Origin of the sequence: Micromonospora sp. NBC_01412 (assembly GCF_045040215.1) — a bacterium.
Classification (GTDB): domain Bacteria; phylum Actinomycetota; class Actinomycetes; order Mycobacteriales; family Micromonosporaceae; genus Micromonospora; species Micromonospora rubida.
The window spans coordinates 4,227,802-4,249,819 of sequence record NZ_CP109528.1 but is presented as its reverse complement, the minus strand read 5'-3'; the positions used below and the strand labels follow the sequence as shown (position 1 = coordinate 4,249,819).

The 22,018-nt window shown below is 71.4% G+C and carries 19 protein-coding genes; 4 read left to right on the top strand and 15 right to left on the bottom strand.

What is annotated here, in order from left to right; translation table 11 throughout:
- Positions 1-29: 29 nt before the first annotated feature.
- Positions 30-1,799: an ABC transporter ATP-binding protein gene (locus tag OG617_RS19585; protein WP_405094513.1), complete on the bottom strand. Its 1,770-nt coding sequence runs from the start codon at positions 1,797-1,799 to the stop codon at positions 30-32.
- A gap of 247 nt (positions 1,800-2,046) precedes the next feature.
- On the opposite strand from OG617_RS19585, the gene OG617_RS19580 reads away from it, so the two are divergent.
- Both OG617_RS19580 and OG617_RS19575 read left to right on the top strand, forming a co-directional pair.
- Positions 2,047-3,294, top strand: coding sequence for a helix-turn-helix domain-containing protein (locus OG617_RS19580; RefSeq protein WP_405103821.1), 1,248 nt, complete (start codon positions 2,047-2,049; stop codon positions 3,292-3,294).
- Between the two features lie 85 nt (positions 3,295-3,379).
- Positions 3,380-4,207 (top strand): DUF72 domain-containing protein, encoded by an 828-nt coding sequence (locus OG617_RS19575; protein WP_405103819.1) that lies wholly within the window; start codon positions 3,380-3,382, stop codon positions 4,205-4,207.
- 55 nt (positions 4,208-4,262) lie between these two features.
- Here OG617_RS19575 and OG617_RS19570 read toward each other — a convergent pair whose 3' ends face one another.
- Positions 4,263-5,318: an MsnO8 family LLM class oxidoreductase gene (locus tag OG617_RS19570; RefSeq protein WP_405094512.1), complete on the bottom strand. Its 1,056-nt coding sequence runs from the start codon at positions 5,316-5,318 to the stop codon at positions 4,263-4,265.
- 130 nt (positions 5,319-5,448) lie between these two features.
- On the opposite strand from OG617_RS19570, the gene OG617_RS19565 reads away from it, so the two are divergent.
- Complete coding sequence (locus OG617_RS19565) at positions 5,449-5,910, top strand: MarR family winged helix-turn-helix transcriptional regulator (protein WP_405094511.1); 462 nt, start codon at positions 5,449-5,451, stop codon at positions 5,908-5,910.
- Positions 5,911-6,070: 160 nt separating this feature from the next.
- Here the strand turns inward: OG617_RS19565 and OG617_RS19560 are convergent, their stop codons facing one another.
- Positions 6,071-6,550 carry a substrate-binding domain-containing protein gene (locus OG617_RS19560; protein WP_405094510.1) on the bottom strand — a complete coding sequence of 160 codons (480 nt, stop codon included), beginning with the start codon at positions 6,548-6,550 and terminating at the stop codon, positions 6,071-6,073.
- On the opposite strand from OG617_RS19560, the gene OG617_RS19555 reads away from it, so the two are divergent.
- Positions 6,446-7,123: an SDR family NAD(P)-dependent oxidoreductase gene (locus OG617_RS19555; RefSeq protein WP_405094509.1), complete on the top strand. Its 678-nt coding sequence runs from the start codon at positions 6,446-6,448 to the stop codon at positions 7,121-7,123. The genes OG617_RS19560 and OG617_RS19555 overlap by 105 nt on opposite strands.
- A 352-nt stretch (positions 7,124-7,475) precedes the next feature.
- On the opposite strand, the gene OG617_RS19550 is transcribed toward OG617_RS19555, so the two are convergent.
- Genes OG617_RS19550 through OG617_RS19495 form a run of 12 tightly spaced genes read right to left on the bottom strand, consistent with a single transcriptional unit; the run spans position 7,476 to position 21,850 of the window.
- A complete protein-coding gene (locus OG617_RS19550; RefSeq protein WP_405094508.1) occupies positions 7,476-8,639 on the bottom strand; it encodes an acyl-CoA dehydrogenase family protein in 1,164 nt (387 codons plus the stop codon).
- The gene (locus tag OG617_RS19545) at positions 8,636-9,874 is read right to left on the bottom strand and encodes a CaiB/BaiF CoA transferase family protein (RefSeq protein WP_405094507.1); all 1,239 of its coding nucleotides are present in this window, start codon (positions 9,872-9,874) and stop codon (positions 8,636-8,638) included. Before OG617_RS19545 ends, OG617_RS19550 begins: the two co-directional genes overlap by 4 nt.
- Complete coding sequence (gene glpK / locus OG617_RS19540) at positions 9,871-11,355, bottom strand: glycerol kinase GlpK (RefSeq protein WP_405094506.1); 1,485 nt, start codon at positions 11,353-11,355, stop codon at positions 9,871-9,873. Before glpK ends, OG617_RS19545 begins: the two co-directional genes overlap by 4 nt.
- Positions 11,352-13,007: a glycerol-3-phosphate dehydrogenase/oxidase gene (locus OG617_RS19535; protein WP_405094505.1), complete on the bottom strand. Its 1,656-nt coding sequence runs from the start codon at positions 13,005-13,007 to the stop codon at positions 11,352-11,354. Before OG617_RS19535 ends, glpK begins: the two co-directional genes overlap by 4 nt.
- Positions 13,008-13,059: 52 nt before the next feature.
- Positions 13,060-14,079, bottom strand: coding sequence for a DUF2804 domain-containing protein (locus tag OG617_RS19530; RefSeq protein WP_405094504.1), 1,020 nt, complete (start codon positions 14,077-14,079; stop codon positions 13,060-13,062).
- Complete coding sequence (locus tag OG617_RS19525) at positions 14,072-15,523, bottom strand: NAD-dependent succinate-semialdehyde dehydrogenase (protein ID WP_405094503.1); 1,452 nt, start codon at positions 15,521-15,523, stop codon at positions 14,072-14,074. Before OG617_RS19525 ends, OG617_RS19530 begins: the two co-directional genes overlap by 8 nt.
- Positions 15,520-16,212 carry a GntR family transcriptional regulator gene (locus tag OG617_RS19520; RefSeq protein ID WP_396676229.1) on the bottom strand — a complete coding sequence of 231 codons (693 nt, stop codon included), beginning with the start codon at positions 16,210-16,212 and terminating at the stop codon, positions 15,520-15,522. The genes OG617_RS19525 and OG617_RS19520 overlap by 4 nt, the downstream gene beginning before the upstream one ends.
- A gap of 10 nt (positions 16,213-16,222) precedes the next feature.
- Complete coding sequence (locus tag OG617_RS19515; RefSeq protein WP_405094502.1) at positions 16,223-17,386, bottom strand: mandelate racemase/muconate lactonizing enzyme family protein; 1,164 nt, start codon at positions 17,384-17,386, stop codon at positions 16,223-16,225.
- Positions 17,387-17,420: 34 nt separating this feature from the next.
- Positions 17,421-18,293 (bottom strand): carbohydrate ABC transporter permease, encoded by an 873-nt coding sequence (locus tag OG617_RS19510; RefSeq protein ID WP_405094501.1) that lies wholly within the window; start codon positions 18,291-18,293, stop codon positions 17,421-17,423.
- The gene (locus tag OG617_RS19505) at positions 18,287-19,270 is read right to left on the bottom strand and encodes a carbohydrate ABC transporter permease (RefSeq protein WP_405094500.1); all 984 of its coding nucleotides are present in this window, start codon (positions 19,268-19,270) and stop codon (positions 18,287-18,289) included. The genes OG617_RS19510 and OG617_RS19505 overlap by 7 nt, the downstream gene beginning before the upstream one ends.
- Before the next feature lie 14 nt (positions 19,271-19,284).
- On the bottom strand, positions 19,285-20,664 hold the full coding sequence (locus OG617_RS19500) for an ABC transporter substrate-binding protein (protein WP_405094499.1): 1,380 nt from the start codon (positions 20,662-20,664) through the stop codon (positions 19,285-19,287).
- Positions 20,665-20,722: 58 nt separating this feature from the next.
- Positions 20,723-21,850 (bottom strand): zinc-binding dehydrogenase, encoded by a 1,128-nt coding sequence (locus OG617_RS19495; protein ID WP_405094498.1) that lies wholly within the window; start codon positions 21,848-21,850, stop codon positions 20,723-20,725.
- Positions 21,851-22,018 lie beyond the last annotated feature (168 nt).

Genomic DNA, 22,018 nt, shown 5'->3' with positions numbered 1-22,018 from the left:
GTCTGGCCAATCCTTCGTTGCGCGGTGGATCAGGAGGCGGTGGCCGTGCGTCGAACCCCGCCGGACTGCGCGTCGAGCAGCTGCGTCATCGCAAGGGTTCGGTAGAGGTCGTCGGAGTCGATCAGCTCGGCGTGGGTGCCACGGGCCCGGATCCGACCCCCGTCGAGGAGCAGGATCTGCCGGGCCATGGTCACCGTGGAGAGTCGGTGCGCGATGATCAACACGGTGCTGACCCGCGCCACCTCGGCGATCGCGTCCCGCAGGCTCAGCTCGTTGAGTCCGTCCAGGGCGGAGGTCGCCTCGTCCAACAGCAGCACCCGGGGGCGGCGCAACAGGGCCCTGGCGATCGCGATGCGTTGCTGCTCCCCGCCGGAGAGGTTCATCCCCCGGTGCCCGACCCGGGTGTCCAGGCCGTCGGGGAGGCGACGGACGAGGTCGGTCAGCCGGGTCTGTTCCATGGCCTTGGCGAGTTGGGCGGCGGAGGCGTCCGGCGCGGCGAAGAGAAGGTTCTCCCGAAGGGTCCCGGACAGCACGGGCGCGTCCTGCTCCACGTACCCCAGGTCCGCGCGCAGCCGCGGGATGGGCAGGTCACGGACGTCGCGGCCGGCGAACTCCACCACACCGGAGTCCGCCTCGTGGAAGCGCTCCAGCAACGCGAACACCGTCGACTTGCCGGCGCCGGAAGGGCCGACCAGCGCGGTCATCCCGCCCGCCGGCACCTCGAAGTCCACTCCGGACAGGATGTCCGGCCCGTCGGGGGCGTACCGGAAATGGACCGCGCGGAAGGCGACGGCGACCTCGGAGGACGGGCCGCCGCCGAGATACCCGCCGGCGGCGGCGCTCGGAACGACGTCGACGGCCGGGGCGCTTCGTCCGGCACCGATGGGGGGCACCCGGTCGTCCGGCTCGGTGGAGAGCGCCTCGACCTCCTCGATGCGGCGCACGGCGGCCATCCCGGCCTGCAGCCCGCTGACCCCCTGCACGAGCTGGTTGATCGGTGAATACAGGTAGAACAGGTACATCAGGAAGGCGATCAACGACGACACCGGCAGGCTGCCATCGGCCACCCGGGCGCCGCCGACCCCGAACACGGCGAGGAAGGACAGCTGAACGACCAGCCCGGAGGCGGAACTGGCGACGGCGCTCCACCGGGCGGCGGTGATCCCCTCGTCCCGGGCCGTGTCCACCGCGTGATGCATCACCCCGGCCTCGCGCCGCTCCGCACCGTTGGCCTTGATGGTGCGCAGTGCGCCGAGAGCGCGTTCCAACTGGCCGCCGATGTCGCCGAGGGCATCCTGTGCCCGCCGGTTCGCCGCGCCCAGGCGCGGCATGACCAGGGCGATGGCCCCGCCGACCAACAGCATCACCGCGGCCACCACGCCGAACAGGACCGGGTCCAGGTATGCCATGAACCCGGCCATCCCGAGCAGGACGACCATCCCGAGCACCAGGTCCACCAGGTCGTTCGTGGTCGCGTGACGGAGCAGCGTGGTGTCGGCGGTGACCCGAGAGATCAGGTCACCGGGGGGCGTGGTGTTGAGCGCGCCTACCCGCAGCCGCAGCAGCCGGGTGACCAGGCCGGACCGGACGTCACGGACGATCTCCTCAGCGGTCCGGTCGATCAGGTACCGGCCCGCGGCGGCGACGACGGCACCGGCGAGCACGATCCCGCAGAGCAGGACGCTCAGCCCCAGGATCGGTCGCCCCGCACCCAAGCGATCGACGAACTCCCTGGCCAGCAGCGGTGTCGCCAGGGCCGCGGCGCCGCCGGCGGAGCTGACCACGGTGCCGACCGTCAAGACCCGACGGTGAGGACGCACGTACCTGAGCAGTTGCCGGAAAGCCGAGGTGGCGGATGGGTTTGAGGCCATGAGGATACGTGAGCCCCCTTCCTTAAAATCGACGGAGAGTGGCTACACTTTCTCCCGACCCTGTGGGTAGAGCCAGATAACTAACCGTCAATAAGTCATCAAAGTTGGGGGCACGGCCTTGGCGGAGGACCCGAGTCGCGACGCGTCCGCGCCAGGCACCTCGCTCGCCGGCCTCGTGCGCGCCCTACGCAGGCGGGCCCTACTTACGCAGGAAGAACTGGCCAACCTCTCCCGGTTGAGCGTGGGCACGATTCGCGGCCTCGAAACCGGCCGGATCCAGCAGCCACACACCGGCACGCTTCGCAAACTGGCCGACGCGCTTACTCTCAGCGACGAAGAAGCGGCGGCGTTGATCACGGAATCGCAGACACCTCAAACACGGACCGTGACGAATCTGGTGCCGGGCCCGGTGCCGGCGCAGCTTCCAGCCGGCATCCCCTCGTTCGTCGGGCGGGCGGAGCCGATGCGGCTGCTCGATGCCGGCCTGACCTCGAAGGACGGCGCGACGGTCGCCCAGGCGATCGTGGGCAGCGCCGGAATCGGCAAGACGGCCCTGGCCGTTCACTGGGCACACCGGGTGCGCCACCGGTTCCCCGACGGCCAGATCTATCTCAACCTGCGCGGGTTCGACCCGTACCAGGGCCCGTTGACGACCGGCGCGGCCCTCCACAGCCTCCTCGCGGCGTTGCACTGCCCGTCGCACCACGTGCCGGCGAACCCGGACGTGCAGGTCGGCCTCTACCGGACCCTGATGGCTGAACGTCGGATGCTGATCCTGTTGGACAACGCCCGCGACGCCCAGCAGGTCCGCCCCCTGCTGCCGGGGTCGGCAGGTTCGCTGGTCCTGGTGACCAGCCGGGACCGGCTTTCCGGCCTGGGCACCGCCGACGGCGCCGAACTGCTGACGCTGTCTCGCATGCCACTGGTCGAGGCCCGGGAGCTGCTCGTCCGCCGGCTCGGTGTCCGCCGGGTGGCCGCCGGCCACCCGGCGCTCGACGAGATCATCGAACACTGCGACCGGCTGCCCCTGGCGCTGTCCATCGTGGCCACCTTCGCGAACCGGCATCCGGGCACCTCGCTCGGCCACCTCGCCGTGCAGTTGCGCAACGCGCGCCGGCGGCTGGACATCCTCGCCGACAGCGATCCGGCGACGAACATCCGTTCGGTGTTCTCCTGGTCGTACGGGGCGCTCTCCCCGGACGCCGCCCGGTTGTTCCGACTGCTGGCCCGCCACCCGGAGAGCCGCTTCACGGCGAGGAACGCCGCCGCCCTCGCCCTGGTCTCTCCGGCCAAGGTGTACCCACTCTTGTGCGAGCTTGCCCGGTTGCATCTGATCGAGGATCACCCCGACTGCTACATACTGCCGGAGTTGCTGCGCGCCTACGGCGAGGAGCTGACCTACCCGGCGCTGCGGGCGTCGTAGTCCCGCCGGTCATGTTCGGTCAACGCCCGCCGGCAACGGCAGGCCGGGAGGGGTCGGGGTGATGCGTCTTCACGTGGGTTGCGCGATGTGGACCCACAAGGCATGGCAGGGGCGCCTGCTGGCGCACCCGCTTGCGTCCCACGAGCGCCTGCGGCACTACGCGGGCTGGTGCGATGCCGTCGAGGGGAACACGACCTTCTACGCCACCCCGACCAGGGACACCGTGGCTTCGTGGGCGCAGCAGACCGACCCCGACTTCCGCTTCGTGCTCAAGCTGCCGAAGCTCATCACACACGAGCGCCGCCTCGTCGACGCCGACGAGGCGCTTCGGGTCTTCCTGGACGCGATCGAGCCACTCGGCCCCCGGGCCCACGCCCTCTGGATCCAGTTGCCGGGTTCGTTCGGCCCGGCTGACGTCGCCGTGCTCGCCAGTTTTCTGCGCCGGCTCCCCAGCTCCCACCGGTACGCCGTGGAGGTCCGGCACCCCGCGTTCTTCGACGAGCCGCGCTCGGCGGCGCTCCTGGAGGAGGCGCTCGCCGTCACGGGTGCCGAGTGGATCCCGTTCGACACCACCGAGTTCTTCCGGAGCCCTCCGACCAGCGATGCGGAACGGGAGGCGTGGACCAGGAAGCCGCGCGTGCCGTTCCGGTCGCGCGCGCTGACGGACCGGCCGATCGTCCGGTACCTCGGCCGCGACGATCCCGCGCGGACCGTTGAGGGCTGGCAGCGGTGGATCGACGTCGCCGTCGAGTGGCTGCGCGAGGGCCGTTCGCCGACCATCTTCGTGCACACCCCGGACAACGCCGACGCGCCCGTGCTCGCCCGCCGCCTCCACGACGACGTGCGGGCGCGCGTACCCGAGTTGGAGGCACTGCCCGACCCGATGCCGGCCACGCCCCTGACCCTGTTCTGACCGCGATCGCCGCCCGGTCGCACCGGGGCCGCGGGCTCCCGGCCCGCCGTGGGCCTCAGGAGAAGGACTCCGCACGGGTGGTGGGCGGGTGCCGGCGCGGGGTGAGGCCGAACGCCTCGGCGAGGAGTTCGTGGGAGCGCCGCCGGTCGGCGGGGTCGGCGATGAGGTTCTGGATCATCAACTCGTCCGCGCCGCTCTCCCGCACCATCTGTTCCAGGGTCGTGCGCACATCTGCGGGACCGCCGGCCACGAACCGTGGCCAATGCCCGCCCACGATCGTCACGGGCTCGGCCTTCTGCGACGTGGTGAGTTCGCGTGCCCCTTCGTCGGCGGACGGGATCATGGCGTTGCCACCCGCACGGCCCAGGCGGGCGTAGAAGCCCTTGGCCGAGTTCACCAGGTGCTCACCGTCGGTCTTGGTCTCGCCGACGGTGACGTTCACCGCGAGGATCGCCCGTGGCGACTCCAGCCCGAACCCCTGCGGCCTGAACGCCTCGCGGTAGTGCCGCAGAGCGGCCGCGGCGGATCGGGGATTGATGAACCCGGCGAACGTGTAGCCGATGCCGAGGCCGGCGGCGAGGCCCGATCCGCTCGGACTCGATCCGAGCAGCCACGTCTGCGGGACCCCGGGCACCGAGTCCATCAGCCGGTTCCCCGCGAAGGGGTGGCCGTCGGGGAACGACTCGTACAACCAGGCGAGCGTCTCCAGCACCTGTTGCTGGTGATCTGCCTGGGCGGGGTTGCTCCGGTCCCGCTGCAGTGCCAGGTCGATCACGGGGCCGGCCGTCGCGCGTCCCATCCCCAGGTCGACCCGGCCCGGAGCCATCGCCTCAAGCTGCTTGAACATCTCCGCGACCTTGAACGGGCTGTAGTGGTTCATCAGGACCGCGCCCGAACCCAACCGGATGCTCGAGGTCCGCATGGCGGCTGCGGCGATCAACAACTCGGGATGATGGGAAGCCCCTGAGCGGCTCAGGTGGTGCTCGGCGAACCACACCCGATGGAAACCGGTCGCCTCGGCATGGCGGGTGATCTCCAACGAGTCGGCCAACGCTTCGATCTGCGTGGTGCCGGGAGCAACGGTCCCGAGATCGACGATGGACAGCTTCATGGACGGACTCCTCGGAAAGCGGCGAGTGCCCTGGCCCCGTTGACGGCGGAGGCGGGCGGGGCCGACTGTACCGCGATACTTGGTTGGCCCAAACTTGTTGTCTGCGTCCGGGATCAGTAGGGTTTCGGGTGTGCAGTGGGAATCGAGCCTCGACGAGCTGGAGTCCGCGCTGGCCACCGTTCTCCGACTGCTGGCCGACCGCGCCACCGTCGGCGACGTCGCGCGGCGCTCGGGCTACGACCTGCCCCCGGCGTCCTGGTCGTTGCTGGAACACCTCGCCGCGCGGGGAGCACTGCGGGTCTCCGACATCGCGGCCTGCCACGGGGTCGACATCTCCTCGGTCACACCTCGCCTCAAGCGCCTCGAGACCGCCGGTCTGGTGACGCGCAGCCGCCTGCCGACGGACGCTCGCGCCTTCCTCATCAGCATCACCGACGAAGGCGTGCACGCCCTGGAGAGCGTCCACGCGGCCCGGCGAGACATCCTCAAGCAGGCCCTCGACGGCATCGACGCGGCGCAGCTCGCGGTCGCCACCGGGGTGCTCTCCCGGGTTGCGCACCGGCTCGCGGTCGAGCCCGCCCAGCCCGCCTGACCGGCCACGGCACCCATCCGTTCAATCGCTCGGCGCAACTTCACCGCATCGTCGAACCGCCGCGCAAGTGCACGGATTTGGCCGCTGAGCGGGCACATCTGCGAAATCCCTGCCGGAACCGGCGGAGCCGTGCCATGCCGTGAAATTTGTTGCGGTGCGCTCAGGCGGATGCGCGCTGGACGATCTCGGACGGCGCCTCGGTCCAGCCCTGCGCGGCGGCATTGACCGCCGACCTCGCCGCCCGGCGTCCGTAAGCGGCGGTGTCGATCCGAACCGTCGTTAGCGTCGGTTCCCACAGATGTCCCTGATGTTCGTCATCGAAACCCATGACCGCGAGGTCTTCCGGCGTGCGATACCCAAGGCGTGCCATTGCTGCGAGGACGGCGAGGGCGACATCGTCGTTGAGCGCGGCGACCGCGGTCACATTCGTCTTCCCCGCGAGAGCGCGTACGGTTTCGTTGCGTGTCCGGGGGTCGGGCTCCATTGAAACTCGCACCACAGAGAGCGGCGCCAGTCCGAGTTCGAGCGCTGCGCGGTGGGCGTCGGCGACGCGGGCGCAGCCGAACGCACCAGTGTCTCTCGCTGGGATCGCGAGGGCGACGCGTCGGTGGCCGCGTGCGGCAAGGTGCTGCAGTTGCATCCGCGAATGAAAGTGGAAACTGGCCTGATGCCCACGGAACATTCCCCAGACACCGTCCTGTTGCGTGCCATCGAGCAGTCGTGCGATGTCCACGACGGCGCGCGGTGCGAGAATGTGCTGAAGCGCCCGCGTGGCATCATCCGCCTCCGGCGTCACGATGAGGGTGCGGTTGTAGCGGCGCAACTCCTCTTGCATGGCGCAGGTGCGTCGATCATTAACTTCGACTCGCGGTGGGGCCAGGAAAGCCCCAGGCTCAGTGCGACGTACTCGGCCTCGAAGGAGGCTGTCCGCGCCCTGTCCCGCACAGTCGCGCGCGAGTGGGGCGAGCACAACATCCGCGTGAACGCGATCTGCCCGGGCGGATTCACGGACAACGCCAGCGTGTCGATGCACAAGGAGCATCCCGAGATGCAGAAGTTTGCGATGGAGGCTTTCAAGGACAACGCGTTCGGCCGCCTCGGTGATCCGTACGAGGATGTCGCTCCGATCGTCGCGTTCCTCGCGTCCGACGACAGCCACTGGCTCTCGGGTCAGACGATCAACGCCGACGGCGGAGGGTGGATCGCAGCCTGAAGCGCCGCCGCGGCGTGCAAGCCGGAACTCCCCCTGAGGCACCGGTGAGCTCACACCGCCCACCCGCCCTATCCGCCGATCGGACAGTTCCGGTGTTCCGGTCGGCGGATAGGGCCGTTACTCGTGGTTACGCGGGCCGAGAGGCCGGGAGGGGAGCCGGGTCCGGGGCTGGGCGCGGCCGGGCTGCACGCGCTGACCGCCCGCGAAAGTGGCCTGGTCATGCCGCAGAATCGGGCCACCTGAGCAGCGTCCGGAATTGCCCACCGCGCGGGTGACCCAACACCGGTCACCGCTCCCGGCCGCACCGGCTCCAGGTCGTCGCCGTCGGGGCCGGAGACGATCATCGGCGCCGTCAGCGGAAGGCGCCGATCCCGGTCAGCGCCTGACCGACCACCAGCTTGTGCACCTCGCTGGTGCCCTCGTAGGTCAGCACCGCCTCCAGATTGTTGGCGTGCCGCAGCACCGGGTACTCCAGGGTCACCCCGTTGGCGCCGAGGATGGTCCGGGCGGTGCGGGCGATCCCGATCGCCGTCTCGCAGCTGTTCAGTTTGGCCAGGCTGACCTGGACCGCCGTCGCCTGTCCGGCGTCCCGCAATCGTCCGACGTGGACCGCGAGCAGCAGGCCGTTGACCAGTCCTCGGGTCATCTCGGTCAGCTTCTCCTGGGTGAGCTGAAAACCGGCGATCGGCCGGCCGAACGCCTCCCGGCTGCCCGCGTACTCCAGCGCCGTCCGCAGGCAGTCGTAGCCGGCACCGAGCGCGCCGAAGACGATGCCGAGCCGGGCCTCGCCGAGGCAGCTCAACGGGGCACGCAACCCGGTCGCCCCGGGCAACTGCGCCACGCTCGGCAGGCGGACGCCCTGCAACACCAGCGCCGAGGTGACCGAGGCGCGCAGCGAGAGCTTGTGCCCGACCGGCAGGGTGCTGACCCCGGGGGTGTCCATCGGCACCACGAAACCACGGATGCCCTCGTCGGTGCGGGCCCAGACCACCGCCACGTCGGCCACCCCGGCGTTGGTGATCCACATCTTCTCGCCGTCGAGGATCCAGTCGGTGCCGTCCCGGCGCGCGGTGGTGCGCATCGCCCCCGGGTCGGAGCCGGCATCCGGCTCGGTCAACCCGAAGCAGCCGATCGCCTCGCCGGCAGCCATCGCCGGCAGCCACCGTTGGCGCTGCTCCTCGCTGCCGAAGGCGTGGATGGCGTACATCGCCAGGGAGCCCTGCACCGATACCAGGCTGCGAATCCCGGAATCGGCCGCCTCCAGCTCGAAGCAGGCCAGCCCGTAGGAGACCGCACCGACGCCGGCGCAGCCGTAGCCGTCCAGGTGCATGCCGAGCAGCCCGAGTCTGCCGCACTCCCGGGCGATCTCCCGGGCCGGCAGCGTGCCGTCGGCGTACCACCCGGCGATGTGTGGACGGATCTGCTCGGCGGCGAACCGGCGCACCGTGTCCCGGACGTCACGCTCCTCATCGGTGAGGAGCGTGTCGAAGGCGGCGAGTTCCAGCGGATCGGTCATCGGTTCTCCTCCAGCGGGGTGGGTGCGGTCCGGAGTGCCGGTGACGCCGGCTCCTGTGGGGTGCCGAGCCAGGCCAGCACCTGTGCGGTGTGTTCACCCAGCCGGGGTGCCGGCCGGCGGTAGGCGGGCGGGGTGTCGGCCAGCCCGATCGGGTTGGCGACCTGTCGGTCAGGCCACGCCCGGCCCGGTCGGTCGATCTCCACGACCGGGTCCAGCCCCAGCTCGGTGGCAAGGTCGAAGGCCCCGGCCAGGTCGTTGACCGGCCCGCACGGCACGCCGGCGGCGCGCAGGGCGGTGGCCAGGTCATCCGCGGTGAGCAGCGCGGTCCGCTCGCTCAGCGTCGCGATCAGCGACTCGCGGTCGCGTACCCGGCCGGCGTTGCGGGCGTAGCGGGCGTCCTCGGCGGTGTCCGGAATGCCGAGTACCCGGCACAGCGCGACGAACTGGGCGTCGGTGCCGACCGCCACCGCCAGCGGACGGTCGGCGGTGGGCAGCAGTTGGTACGGCACCACGCTCGGGTGGGCGTTGCCGAGGATGCCCGGCACCACTCCCGCCGAGACGTACCCGGACGCCTGGTTGACCAACATGGAGAGCAGCGACGAGAGCAGGTTGACCTCAAGGTGCTGGCCGGCGCCGGTGACGTCACGGTGGCGCAGCGCGGCCAGGATGCCGACGGTGGCGTGCAGTCCGGTGATCACGTCGACCACCGCGACGCCGGCCTTCACCGGCTCGTCGGCCCGCGCCCCGGTGACGCTCATCAGCCCACCCATGGCCTGCGCGAGCAGGTCGTATCCGGGCAGGTCGGCGCCGGGCCCGGAACCGAAGCCGGTGATCGAGCAGTAGACCACGTCCGGATTGTCGGCGGCGACGTCGGCGTAGCCGAGGCCGTACCGTTCCATCGTGCCGGGCCGGAAGTTCTGCACCACGACGTCCGCCCGGCGGGCCAGCTCCCGAGCGGCGGCCAGCTCGGCCGGGTCGGTGAGGTCGAGCACCACCGACCGCTTGTTGCGGTTGATCCCGAGGTAGTAGGTCGCGGTGCCGTCGGCGTCGTAGGGCGGCCCCCAGGACCGGGTGTCGTCACCCCGGCCGGGCCGCTCCACCTTGACCACGTCCGCTCCGAGGTCGGCCAGGAGCATGGTGGCGTACGGCCCGGCGAGGACCCGGCTGAAGTCGGCGACCAGGATGCCGTCCAGCGCGCCGCCCATGCCGCCGGTCGCCTCGCTGTGCCCGCTCATGCCGCCCACTCCCGCACCGCCGTGACAGCCCGCCGCCACCGTACGTGGGTCGCGTCGCGGTCGTCGCCGACGCCGGTCGCGGCCGGCGCGAACTCCCGGTCCAGGTGCCACCGATCGGTGATCTCCCCGAGGTCGGCCCAGACCCCGGTGGCGAGGCCGGCCAGGTAGGCCGCGCCGAGGGCGGTGGTGTCGGTGACGGTGGGGCGGCGCACCGGCAGGCCGAGCTGGTCGGCCTGGAGCTGGCAGAGCAGGTTGTTCACGGCGGCACCCCCGTCGACGGTGAGGCTGGTCAACGGCCGGCCGGTGCAGCGGGCCATCGCGTCGGTGACGTCGCGCACCTGGAACGCGATCGCGTCCAGGGTGGCCCGGGCCAGGTGCGCGCGGGTGCTGCCCCGGGTGAGCCCGAAGACCGCGCCCCGGGCGTACGGGTCCCAGTCCGGCGCGCCGAGCCCGGTCAGCGCCGGCACGAAGACGACCCCGCCGGAGTCGGGCACGCTGGCGGCCAGCGGCTCGATCTCGGCGGCGGCGGGGATCACGCCGAGCCCGTCGCGCAGCCACTGCACCGCCGCGCCGGTGACGAAGATCGACCCCTCCAGGGCGTACGTGGTGGGCTGGCCGTCGAGCCGCCAGCCGACCGTGGTGATCAGTCCCGCCTCCGGCGCGGGGGCGGTCGTACCGGCGTTGGCCAGTACGAACGACCCGGTGCCGTAGGTGCACTTGGAACTGCCGGGGGTGAAGCACGCCTGCCCGAACAGGGCGGACTGCTGGTCACCGACCAGCGCGGCCACCGGCAGGTCGAGCCCGAGGAAGGCGTCCGGGTCGGTCCGGCCGATCACCGCGTTGCTCGCGACGATCTCCGGCAGCGCCGCCCGGGGGACGTCGAACAGCTCGCACAGGTCCTCCGCCCAGTCCCCGGTGGCCAGGTCGTAGAGCAGGGTCCGGGAGGCATTGGAGGGGTCGGTGACGTGGACCCGCCCGCCGGTGAGCCGGGCGGCGAGGTAGCTGTCGACGGTGCCGACCGCGGTCCGGCCGGCTCGTACCCCGGCCCAGGTCTGCGGCTCCTCGGCGGCCAGCCAGGCCAGCTTCGTCGCGGAGAAGTACGGGTCCAGCCGCAGCCCGGTCCGGGCGGTGATCGCCGGTTCGTGCCCGGCGGCCCGCAGCCGTTCACAGAGGTCCGCCGAGCGGCGGTCCTGCCAGACGATCGCCGGCCGGGGTGCGGCCAGGGTCTGCCGGTCCCAGAGCACCACCGTCTCCCGCTGGTTGGTGATGCCGACGCAACTGGGCCGGTGCCCGGCGGCGAGCGCCTCGGCGCTCGCCGCCCGGACCGCGTCCCAGATCTGCTCCGGGTCGTGCTCGACCCACCCGGAGCGGGGGAAGAGCTGCGGGAACTCCCGGTATCCCCGGGCCGCGACCCGGCCGTCGGTGTCGAGGACGATCGCGGTGACACCGGTGGTGCCGGCGTCGATGGCGAGCACGGTCATCCGGCCGCCCCGACCAGGGCGGCCCGGTTCGAGCCGTTCAGGGTCCGGTACCGGGCGGCCTCCCGCTCGGCCCAGGCGTGGTCGTGGCGCAGCGGGCCGGCCATCAGCGTGGCGACCTCCCCGGCGGCCTCGACGGCTCCGCCGGCGGTCTCCAGGCCGGCGTGGCTGCGCCGGAGCAGCACGTCCTCGACGGCGAGCGCGCCCTCGTGCCGGACCGCGTAACCGACCTCGGCGCGCAGTAGGCCCCCGGCGCCGGCCACCGGGCGCAAATCGGCCGGGTCGGCCTCGGTGAGCAGCTCGGTAACCGTCGCGCCGTGGCGCTGCAACAGTCCCTCGACGATGCCGGTGGGCAGCCCGTACTCCCGGGCCAGGGCGCCCCGCCGGTTCCAGGTGGCCTGGAAGCCGTCGGCGCCGACCAGGGGCAGCCGGTCGGTGCAGGAGGGCGGGTAGCCGCCGCCGAGCCGTTCCACCACGGCGTCGATCGCGTCGCGGGCCATCACCCGGTACGTGGTGAGCTTGCCGCCGGCGATGGCCAGGCACTGGTCGTCGATCTTCGCGACGACGTGTTCCCGGCTCAGCTTGGCGGTGTCGGCGGTGCCGGCCCGGTCCACCAGCGGGCGTAGCCCGGCGTAGACCCCGACCACGTCGGCCCGTTCCAGCGGCCGGCGCAGCCACGGGTTCACCTGGTGCAGCAGGAACGCGATGTCGTCGCCGTCGGCGGCGACCTCGTTCGGGGCGCCGGTGTACGGGGTGTCGGTGGTGCCCACCAGCACGGTCTCGCCGACCGGGATCACGAAGAGCACGCTGCGGTCGGTACGCGTGATCAGTGCCCGGTTCACCCGCAGCGCCGCCTTCGGCACCACCAGGTGCACCCCCTTGGAGGCGCGTACCCGGAGCACCTCGCGGCCGACGAGGCGCTGCACCTCGTCGGTCCAGACGCCGGAGGCGGCGAGCACCTGCCTGGCCCGTACCGTGCTCTCGGCACCGGTCAGCTCGTCGCGGACGGTGACCTCGGCCGAGCCGGGGCGGGCGGTGTAGCCGACCGCCCGGACCCGGGTGGCGATCACCGCGCCCTCCCGGGCCGCGGTGCGGGCCGCGGCCAGGGTCAGCCGGGCGTCGTCGACCTGGCCGTCGTCGTACTCGAGCGCGCCGACGGCCATCTCGGCGCGGAGCGCGGGCATGGCCCGGGCCAGGCCGTGGCGGGTGAGGTGCCGGTGGAGGCGGAAGACCCGGTCGGCCCCGCCGGCGGGCAGTTGGCCCATCCCGTCGTAGAGGCTGAGGCCGGCGCCGACGTACGCCCGTTCCCAGATCCGGTGCCGGAGCGGGTAGATGAAGGGCAGCCGGCGGACCAGGTGCGGCGCGAGCCGCCCGCCGAGCAGCGCCCGTTCCCGCAGCGCCTCGCGGACCAGCCCGAACTCCAGCTGTTCCAGGTAGCGCACGCCGCCGTGCAGCAGCCGGCTGGACCGGCTGGAGGTGCCCCCGCCGAGGTCACCGGCCTCGATCAGGGCGACCCGCAAACCCCGGGAGGCCGCGTCCAGCGCCGCACCGGTGCCGGTGATCCCGCCGCCGACGATGAGCAGGTCGAAGGTCCCGCTGTCCAGCGCCGTCAGGGTCGCGGCCCGCCGGGTGGCATCGATCATTCCGCTGTCCACGTGCCAGTCCTTTCCGCAGAATATACAATCTGTCCGCTGTCAATGCGGGGTGTCACCATCGGCGCCGGACCTCCTCGGCCCAGCCGAGCAGGCCGTCCACCGGCACCCGCTCCCCCTCGTCGGTCACCACATGCCCCGAGTAGTACCCGAAGACCTGGTGCTCGTCGCTCTCCACCACCAGCCAGCTGCTGTGTGCGGCCCGGTCGTGGAACGGGGTGAAGACCAGGTCGACCCGGGAACCGACGATCCGCCACGGTGCCAGCCAGTCGTGCGAGTCGTAGAACCAGCTCAACTCCTCGCCGATCTTGTGCAGCCGGCCGTCCACCCGGATCGCGTTCTCGGTCATCCCGGTGCCCACCGTCCACTTGCCACCGAGCTGCAACCCGATCTCCCGGCCGCCGCAGCGACCGCTGGCCGCACCCCAGTTCCAGACGATCGAGTACGGCCAGCGGCCCCGACCGTGGTCCAGCGAGGCGTACGCCGTGTCCGGATCGAACTCGTACGCCTGACCGTCGGCCACCACCCGGCCCTGCGCCCGCAGGCAGTTGTCCTTGCGGGTGTACTGGAACAACCGGTCGTTCCACGGCACCACCACCCCCAGCGACTCGTGCCCCGCCGGCCGGTCCACCAGCAGGTCCACCGAGAGCCGGGCCGACCGGGCGCGCAGCCGGGTCCCGGCCGGAGTCTCGTCGAAGCCCAGCGCGATGCTGCGCCCCCGGGCACGGACCCCGCCCTCGCCCGAGGTCAGCGGCATCGGCGTGCCGAGCGGCAGCATCGACCGCTCGGCGATCTGGACCGTCCGATCGGTGGCGAAGTCGAGGAAGAACGCCGCGTAGGTGACCCGGTAGTCGGCGTGCGAGACGTTCACCGCGACCAGGTGGGTCGGGGTGGTCACGCACCAGTACTCGAACCGCTTGTTGCGCCCCCAGCCGCGCAGGTTGGCCCGGTGCAGCGGCTGCCGGGTCCAGCCCACCGCGTCCGGGTTGAGCCGACCGTCGGGCAGGCACAGGTCGACCCGGCTGGTGATCTCGCGTTCGTGGGTCGGGCCGCTGTCGGCCGGCCGGTCAGCCATCGAGCTCCACCGCCAGGTACTTGTAGTCGAGGTAGTGCTCCACGCCGTGGTGGCCGCCCTCGCGGCCGTACCCGCTGCCCTTGACCCCGCCGAACGGACCCTGCGGCGGCGCGAACGTGCCGCCGTTGACCGAGACCATGCCGAACTGCAACTCCTCGGCGGTCCGGATCACCCGGCCCAGGTCCCGGCTCCAGAGGTACGCGGCCAGCCCGTACGAGGTGGCGTTGGCCCGGGCCAGCACCTCCTCGTCGGACTCGAAGGTGAGTACCGGCGCGAGCGGCCCGAAGGTCTCGTCCCGGCTGACCACCATCTCGTCGGTCACCCCGGCGAGCACGGTCGGGGTGTGGAAGCTGCCGTCGGCGTACGCCCCACCGGCCGGTCGGTCGCCACCGGTCCGCAGCTTCGCGCCCCGGTCCAGCGCGTCGGTCACGTGGGCGGTGACCTTGTCGACGGCCGCGACGTTGATCAGCGGCCCGATCCGGGTGCCGTCGGCGAGGCCGTTGCCGACCGGCAACTCGGCCGTGCGGGCGGCCAGCAGCTCGGTGAACTCCTCGACCACCGAGGCGTGTACGTAGATCCGGTTCGGTGAGGTGCAGGCCTGCCCGGCGTTGTAGAACTTGGCCCGGGCCACCCCCGCTGCGGCCTTGGCCAGGTCGGCGTCGGGGAAGACCAGCACCGGGGCGTGCCCGCCCAACTCCACCGACATCCGCTTGACGTCGTCGGCGCTGGCCTTGATCAGCAGCTTGCCGACCCGGGTGGAGCCGGTGAAGGAGACCTTGCGCACCTGCGGCGCGCTCATGAAGACCTCGGTCAGCTCGGCCGGCCGGGTGGTCGGCACGATGTTGACCACGCCAGCGGGCAGCTCCGCCTCGGCGCACGCCTCGGCGAAGGCCAACGCGGAGAACGGGGTCAGCTCGGAGGGCTTGAGCACCACCGTGCAGCCGGCCGCCAGCGCCGGGCCGACCTTGCGGGTCACCATGGAGAGCGGGAAGTTCCACGGCGTGATCGCCGCGACCACTCCCACCGGCTCGGGCAGCAGCCAGATCCGCGAGCCGGTGCTGCTCGCCGGCACCGTCTCGCCGTACAGCCGGCGGGTCTCCTCCGCGGCCCAGAGCATGTGCTCGGCGCCGGAGAGCACCTCCGCGCGGGCCTCGGCCAGCGGCTTGCCCTGCTCCCGGGTCATCGTCCGGGCGATCTCGTCGGCCCGCCGGGTCAGCACCGCGGCGACCGCGCGCAGCTTGTCGGCGCGCTGGGGCGCGGGCAGCCCCCGCCAGCCGGGCAGCGCCCGTGCGGCGGCGTCAACCGCCGCCCGCGCCTCGGCCGGACCTGCGTCGGCGACCGTGCCGAACACGGTGCCGGTGGCCGGGTCTCGTACCTCGAACAGCCCGCCATCGGCCGGCCCACACCAGGTGCCGTCGATGTACGCGCGTCCTGACTCACTCACTGGGATCTCCTGTCGGCGGCCGTCGGCCGCTGTCCGTTCTGGTGTTGCAGTCCCTGTAGAAGGGCTTCCATGGCGGCGTGCTCGTGTTCCCGGATGAGCCGCGCGGCCAGCTCGAAGTCGTGGGCCACCACCGCGTCGCGGATCGCCACGTGCTCGTCGTGCGACTCCGGCAGCCGCCAGGAGGCGAACCGGAACCCGCGCCTGGCGCTCGAGGTGCGTGACCAGAGCGAGGTGAGCATCCGGTGGATCACCGTTGTCTGCGGGGTGTCCGACAGCAGCGCGTGGAACCGTCGATTCAGGACGGAGAACCCGTCCACGTCCTGCTCGGCGACCACCGGCTCGCACTCGCGCAGCACCACGTCGATCTCGGCGAGCCGCTGCTCGGGGTAGTACGGGCCGGCCAACTCGACGGCAAGCCCGCCGAGGCTGGCCCGGATGCCGTAGATCTCCTGGATGTTGTCCAGCCCGACGGTCGCCACCACCGCGCCCACGTGCGGACGCAGCACCAGCCACTCGTCGGCGACCAGCGACTTGATCGCCTCGCGCACCGGGGTCTCGCTGATGTGCAACGCCTCGGCCACCACCCGGGCCGTGATCCGACTACCGGGTGGCGCTTCGCCCGACATGATCATCCGCTTGATGTGGCTGATCGCGATGTCGGACTTCATCTGGAAGGTATCGGTAGTCACCGGTCGCCCCTCACACTCGCTGCACGGTCAGCTCGTCGATCGCCGCCCGGTCCAGTGTGACGCCGAGGCCGGGGCCCGCCGGCAGCCGTACGGCGCCGGTGGCCGGATCCGGCAGCAGTGGCTCGGCCAGCATCACCTGGAAGACCTCCGGCACGATGACCGGCGGGTCGTACGGGTACTCCAGCCACCCGCAGGCCTCCAAAGAGGCACAGAGCTGGAGGTTGCCGGCGACGCCCAGCCCGGTCGCCCACGCGTGCGGGATGATCCGTCGATGCCGCGCGGCGACCATCGCGCCGAACTGCCGCAGGGCATGGATCTCCTCGCTCTCGTTGGCGTCAGGCTGGTAGATGTCGAAGCAGTCATCTTCCAGCAGCCGGGTCAGTTCGGCGATGCCCCGGTTGTGCTCGCCACCGGCGATCGGCACCGGCGAGGCGGCGGTCAGCGCCCGCTGCGCGCGGTAGTCGTGCCGGGGCAGTGGCTCCTCCAGCCAGGCGACCCCCAGGTCGGCCAGTTCCCGGGCGGTGGTCAGGGCCCGGTCCAGGGACCAGATCAGCCGGCTGCCGTCGGGGGAGTAACGCCACCGGGCGGCGCCCTGGTTGGCGTCCACCATCAACGCGATGTCGGGGCCGACGGCGTCGCGCACCGCCTCGACCTGGCGCACGTCCTCGGCCACGGTGGCCGAGTGGACCCGCAGCTTGATGCCTCGGAAGCCGGCGGCCACCGCCGCGAGCGCGTCGTCGGCCCGCTGGGCGGGATCGCGGACCTCGCCGAAGCTGGCGTACGCCCGTACCTCGTTCGCGACGCCACCCCAGAGCTGGTAGAGGGGGCGGCCGCAGGCCTTGCCGACCGCGTCCCACACCGCGACCCCGACCACCCACGGACGGGGGAAGAAGTACTGCGCCACGTAACGCAGCCGGTTGGCGATGTGCTCGGTGGCGAACAGGTCGTGCCCGACCAGTAGCGGTCGGATGACGTCGCGAATGGTTGCCAGCAGCAGCGGTCCGGATCCGTGCCCCATGTCGCCGCCGGCCACCCCGATCAGACCTGCGTCGGTCTCCACCTCGACCACCACGGCCGCCATGACCCGGTGCTTGCCCTCCGGAGCCCAGGACGGCACGAACGGCCTCGGGTATGGGATCTCGATCAGTGAGGCGCGGACATCCCGAATCCTCATGCTTCCGGCCACCTTCCTGGTGCGACTGCGGGCCTCAGCCCTTGGTCGCACCCTCCGCCAAGCCCTTGATCAACCATTTCTGTACGAACAGCGCGAACAACACCACCGGGATGACGGTGAGCGTGCCGACCGCGGTGAGCGGTCCCCACATCGCGCCCTGCTCGGTGTCCGCCGCCATGCCGGCGATGGCGACCGGAATGGTCGCCGCCTCCCGGTTGGTCAGGACCAGCGCGAACAGCAGCTCTTCCCAGGCCAGGATGATGCTGAAGATCAGCGTCGAGAGCAGCCCGGGCAGGCTGCACGGCACGATGATCCGGAAGAACGCGCCGAGCCGGGACGCGCCGTCGATCATGGCCGACTCCTCCAGCTCCTTCGGCAGGGCCAGGAAGAACGAGCGCATCAGCCACATCACGTACGGGATCAGGAACGTGCAGTACGCCAGGATCAGCGTGATGTGCCGGTCGGTCAGGTCGAACCGGCGGGCCACCAGGAACATCGGCACGGCCAGGGCGATCGGCGGCACGCCCCGGGAGGCCAGGATCAGCCCACCGATCAGCCCCGCGCCCCGGATCGGCAGCCGGGCCAGCGCGTACCCGGCCATCGACCCGGCGACGATCGACAGCAGACCCGCGCCGGTCGCCACGATCACCGTGTTGAGCATCCGGGGACCGATGTCCGCCTGCGTGATGTAGCTCGTGTAGTTGTCCAGCGTGACCGTGCTGAACCAGCGTGGTGGGCTGGCGAAGATGTCGCGGGGCAGCTTCAGCGAGGTGCTGATCATCCACAGCACCGGGAAGAGGAACAGCAGTGCCGCGGCGATCGAGCCGGCGATGCGCAGCCGGTGTCCGGCCCGGCCGCGCCGGGCCGGGCGGCGAGCGTGGATCGTCGGCGCCGTCGTGGTCACCATCGCTTCTCCAGGTAACGGTTGAGCCGCAGGAACAGGAAGGTCAGCACCATGGTGATCGCGAGGACCATGGTCGCCATCGAGGACGCGGTGCCGAACTCCAGGCTGCGGAACGCCTTCTCGTAGATGTAGAGGTTGACCACGTCGGTCGCCTGGCCGGGGCCGCCCTTGGTGGCGGCCAGCGCGATGTCGAACATCTTCACCGCACCGAGCCAGCGCACGATGAACGCGGCGAGGATGACCGGGGCCAGCAGCGGCAGAACGATCTTCCGCAACGTCGCCCACCAGCCGGCGCCGTCGACCCGGGCCGCCTCCAACACGTCGCCGGGCAGCGACATGATTCCGGCGGAGGCGATGAGGACCACGAACGGCGTCCACCGCCAGGTGTCGATGAGCACCAGGCTCACCATCGCCAGGGTCGGGTCGGAGAGCCAGTTGACCGGCCCGATGCCGACCAGCCCGAGCACGTAGTTGACGAACCCCCAGAGCGGGTCGAGCAGCATCTTCCACACCCCGCCGGCGACCACCGGGACGACCACCATCGGGATGAGGAACAGGGCCCGCAGCACGCCCCGCCCGCGCCACTCGACGTTGAGCAGGAAGGCGATGCCGAAGCCCAGCAACATCTGCAGCGGCAGGGCCAACGCCAGGTAAACACCGGTGACCTTGAGCGAGTTGAGGAACCCGGGATCCTCCAGGACGGTGCGGTAGTTCATCCAGCCGACGCTGTGGGCCGGCGTGAACGTGGCCAGGTCGAGCTCGGAGAAGCTGATCCAGACCGTGTAGAAGAGTGGGTACGCCAGCACCGCCGTGAGGATGACCAACGCGGGGGCGAGGAAGACCCAGCGGCTGGCGAGATCCCGCCAGCGGTGGCGCAGGCCCGGGCCGCCGGCCCGGGGGCGGCGCGAACGCCGGTCCCCCGGGCCGGCGGGGGACGATGTGCCACCCCGCGCCGGCGCAGTCTGAGTGTTGGTGGTCATCTGATGCTCCGCGCTCAGTAGCCCTTGGACTTCAACAGCTTGCTGACCTCGTCAGCCGCCGTCTGCAGTGCCTGCTCCGCCGTGGCCTGCCCGGACATCGCCCGGCTGGTCTGGGTCGCCAGGATCTGCTGGATGGCGTCGGACTCGGGCAGCTTGGGCCGCCACATCTTGCCCGCGTCGATCGCCACGTAGCCGTCCGCGATGGCCTTGAAGACCGGGACCAGCCACTCCTGCTGCGGGGTGGAGGAGAGGGTCGACTTGCGGGCCGGGAAGACACCGAGGGTGTTGCTCTGCCACTGCTCGCCCTGCTTGGAGGAGAGCCACTGGAGCAGGGCCCAGGACGCCTCGGCCTGCTTGCTCTTCTTCGCCACCGCCGCGGTCCACATGCCCCGGTGCGCGCCGGCGCTGAGCGAGCCGACCGGCATCACCTGGATGCCCACCTGCTCCGGCTTGAGCGTGGTGGTCTTCGGGTCGACCGCGGTGCCCTTGTAGACGCTGCCCCACATGAACATGGTGGCCGTCTTGCCCTGCCGGAACGCCTCCAGCGGCTCGTTGAACTGGTAGGTGGCGGCGCCGGGCGGGGCGTACTTGAGCAGGTCGATGTGGGTCTGCAGGGCGGCGACGCCGGCCGGCGTGTTGAAGGCCGGCTTGTTGTCCCCGTCGAGGAGCTGACCGCCGTTGCTGTTCAGGATCGTCTGCCAGATCGTCGGCGTCAGCGGATCCTTGGTGAAGTAGGTGCCGACCGCCCAGGCGTCCGGCTTGCCGTCCTTGTTGGTGTCCTGGACCAGCTTCGGCGCCTGCTCCAGGTACTGCTGCCAGGTCAGCTTCGGGGTCGGCTCCGGCAGGCCCGCCTTGGCGTACAGGGTCTTGTTGTAGAACATCAGCAGCTCGTTGGAGCGCACGGGCACGGAGTACTGCTTGCCCTGCCACTCGCCGGCGGCCAGCGGGCCGGTGTTGAAGTCGTCCCAGTCGTAGTCGGCCTTCGTGAACTTGCCCAGGTCGCCCTTGAGGTCCGCCAGGCCGCCGGTCTTGGCCAGCTGCGGGATCCACGGGTCGTCGGCGACGATGATGTCGTACGTCGGGTCCGGGGCGGTCAGCTCCAGCATCTCCTTGGCGAGCAGGTCGCCGTAGGGCACCCCGTCGATGGTGACCTTGATGTTCGGGTAGAGCTTGTTGAACTCCGGCACCATCTGGTCCTGCCACTGACGCGCGAACGCGTCGTTGGCGATCATCCGGATCGAGATGGGCTTTTCGGCGGTTCCGACGCCACCGCCGGTGACTTCGTCGTCGGACGAGCCGCAGGCGGCCAGCGACGCGGTGAGGACGGCGGCGAGGCCACCGGCCAGGACCGCCCGGCGGGTTGTGCCGCGCATGGCGCGGGGGAAGCTACGCACAGGTAATCCCTTTCATGGGGGTGTTTCGGTGGTGGGATGAACGGTGCCGGGGCGGCGACTACCGGGCCGGATCAATCGCGATCTTGACGATGTCGGTCCCGTAGAGCTGGTGCCCCGTGCTGAGTGAGCGCAGTGCCGGTTCCACGTCCCGCAGCGGGACGCGATGCGAGACCACCCGGGTGAAGGGCGGGCCGCCCCGTTCGAGGATCTCCATGGCGCGCAGGTAGCGCGCCTGCATGTCGGGCCCGGCGCCGTACACGCCGGTGATGGTGAGGTCCCGCCGGAGCAGGTCCGTGTAGGGGTTGAAGGCGATGGCGCCCCGGTCGGTGAAGTTGCCCAGCTCGGCGAGGGTGCCCCCGTCGGCGACGTAACCGATCGCCTCGATGAACCCCTCCGGCGAGCCGCTGCACCCGAGCACGGCGGTGGCGCCGCTGCCGCCGAGCGCCTCGCGGACCGCCACGTGCCGCGCCGCGCCGGGAGACAGCGGGGTGATGTCGACGGTCGCGTCCGCCCCCAGCTCGGTGGCGAGAGCGAGCCGGCGGGCGCTGCCGTCCACGGCGACCACCCGGGCCGCGCCGGCTGCCCGAGCGGCGGCCACCACCATCAGACCGATCGCCCCGACGCCCTGCACCACCACGGTGGCACCGAGCCCGATGCCCGCCCGGTGGATCCCGTGCAGGGCCACCGACATCGGCTCGGCCAGCACCGCGACCTCCGGCGGAAGCTCGGTGCGGTAGAAGACCGTCCCCGGGTTGACCAGGTGCAGATAGTCGGCGAACCCGCCGGTCAGCGGTGGGCCGGAGTCCACCGGCGACTTGAAGCCGTACGACGGCGGGCGCCGGGGGCACTGGCCGGGCCGGCGCAGCACCACGCAGGTGTGGCAGGTGCCGCAACTGGTCGCCGGGAAGACCCCGATCCGGTCTCCGACGGCGACGGGCCGGCCGGCGAAGTCGGTGTCCAGCCCGGCGCCGAGCGCGGTGACGATACCGACGATCTCGTGTCCGAGCAGGGCCGGAAAGGTGATGGTCGGCAGCCGCCCGTGGAACACGTGCGCGTCGGTGCCGCAGATGCCGCACAGCTCGACCCGGATCACCGCCTCGCCCGGCCGGGGGTCGGGTACGGGGTACTCGCGGATCTCGACCGGGCCGCCGGGCCCGGTGACGACCGCTGCGCGGGAGGTTGCCATCACCATCGCCTCCGCCCTGCTCTGCCAGATCTACATTCTGGATTCCATAGAATGTAGGGGACCGTAACGTGCCGGCAATGAACTGTCCAGACCTGACTTTCGGCCAACTCGGGGACGCATCGAGGCTGCTCAGCGTGGTTCTGCACGGCAAAACCGTCAATTACGACT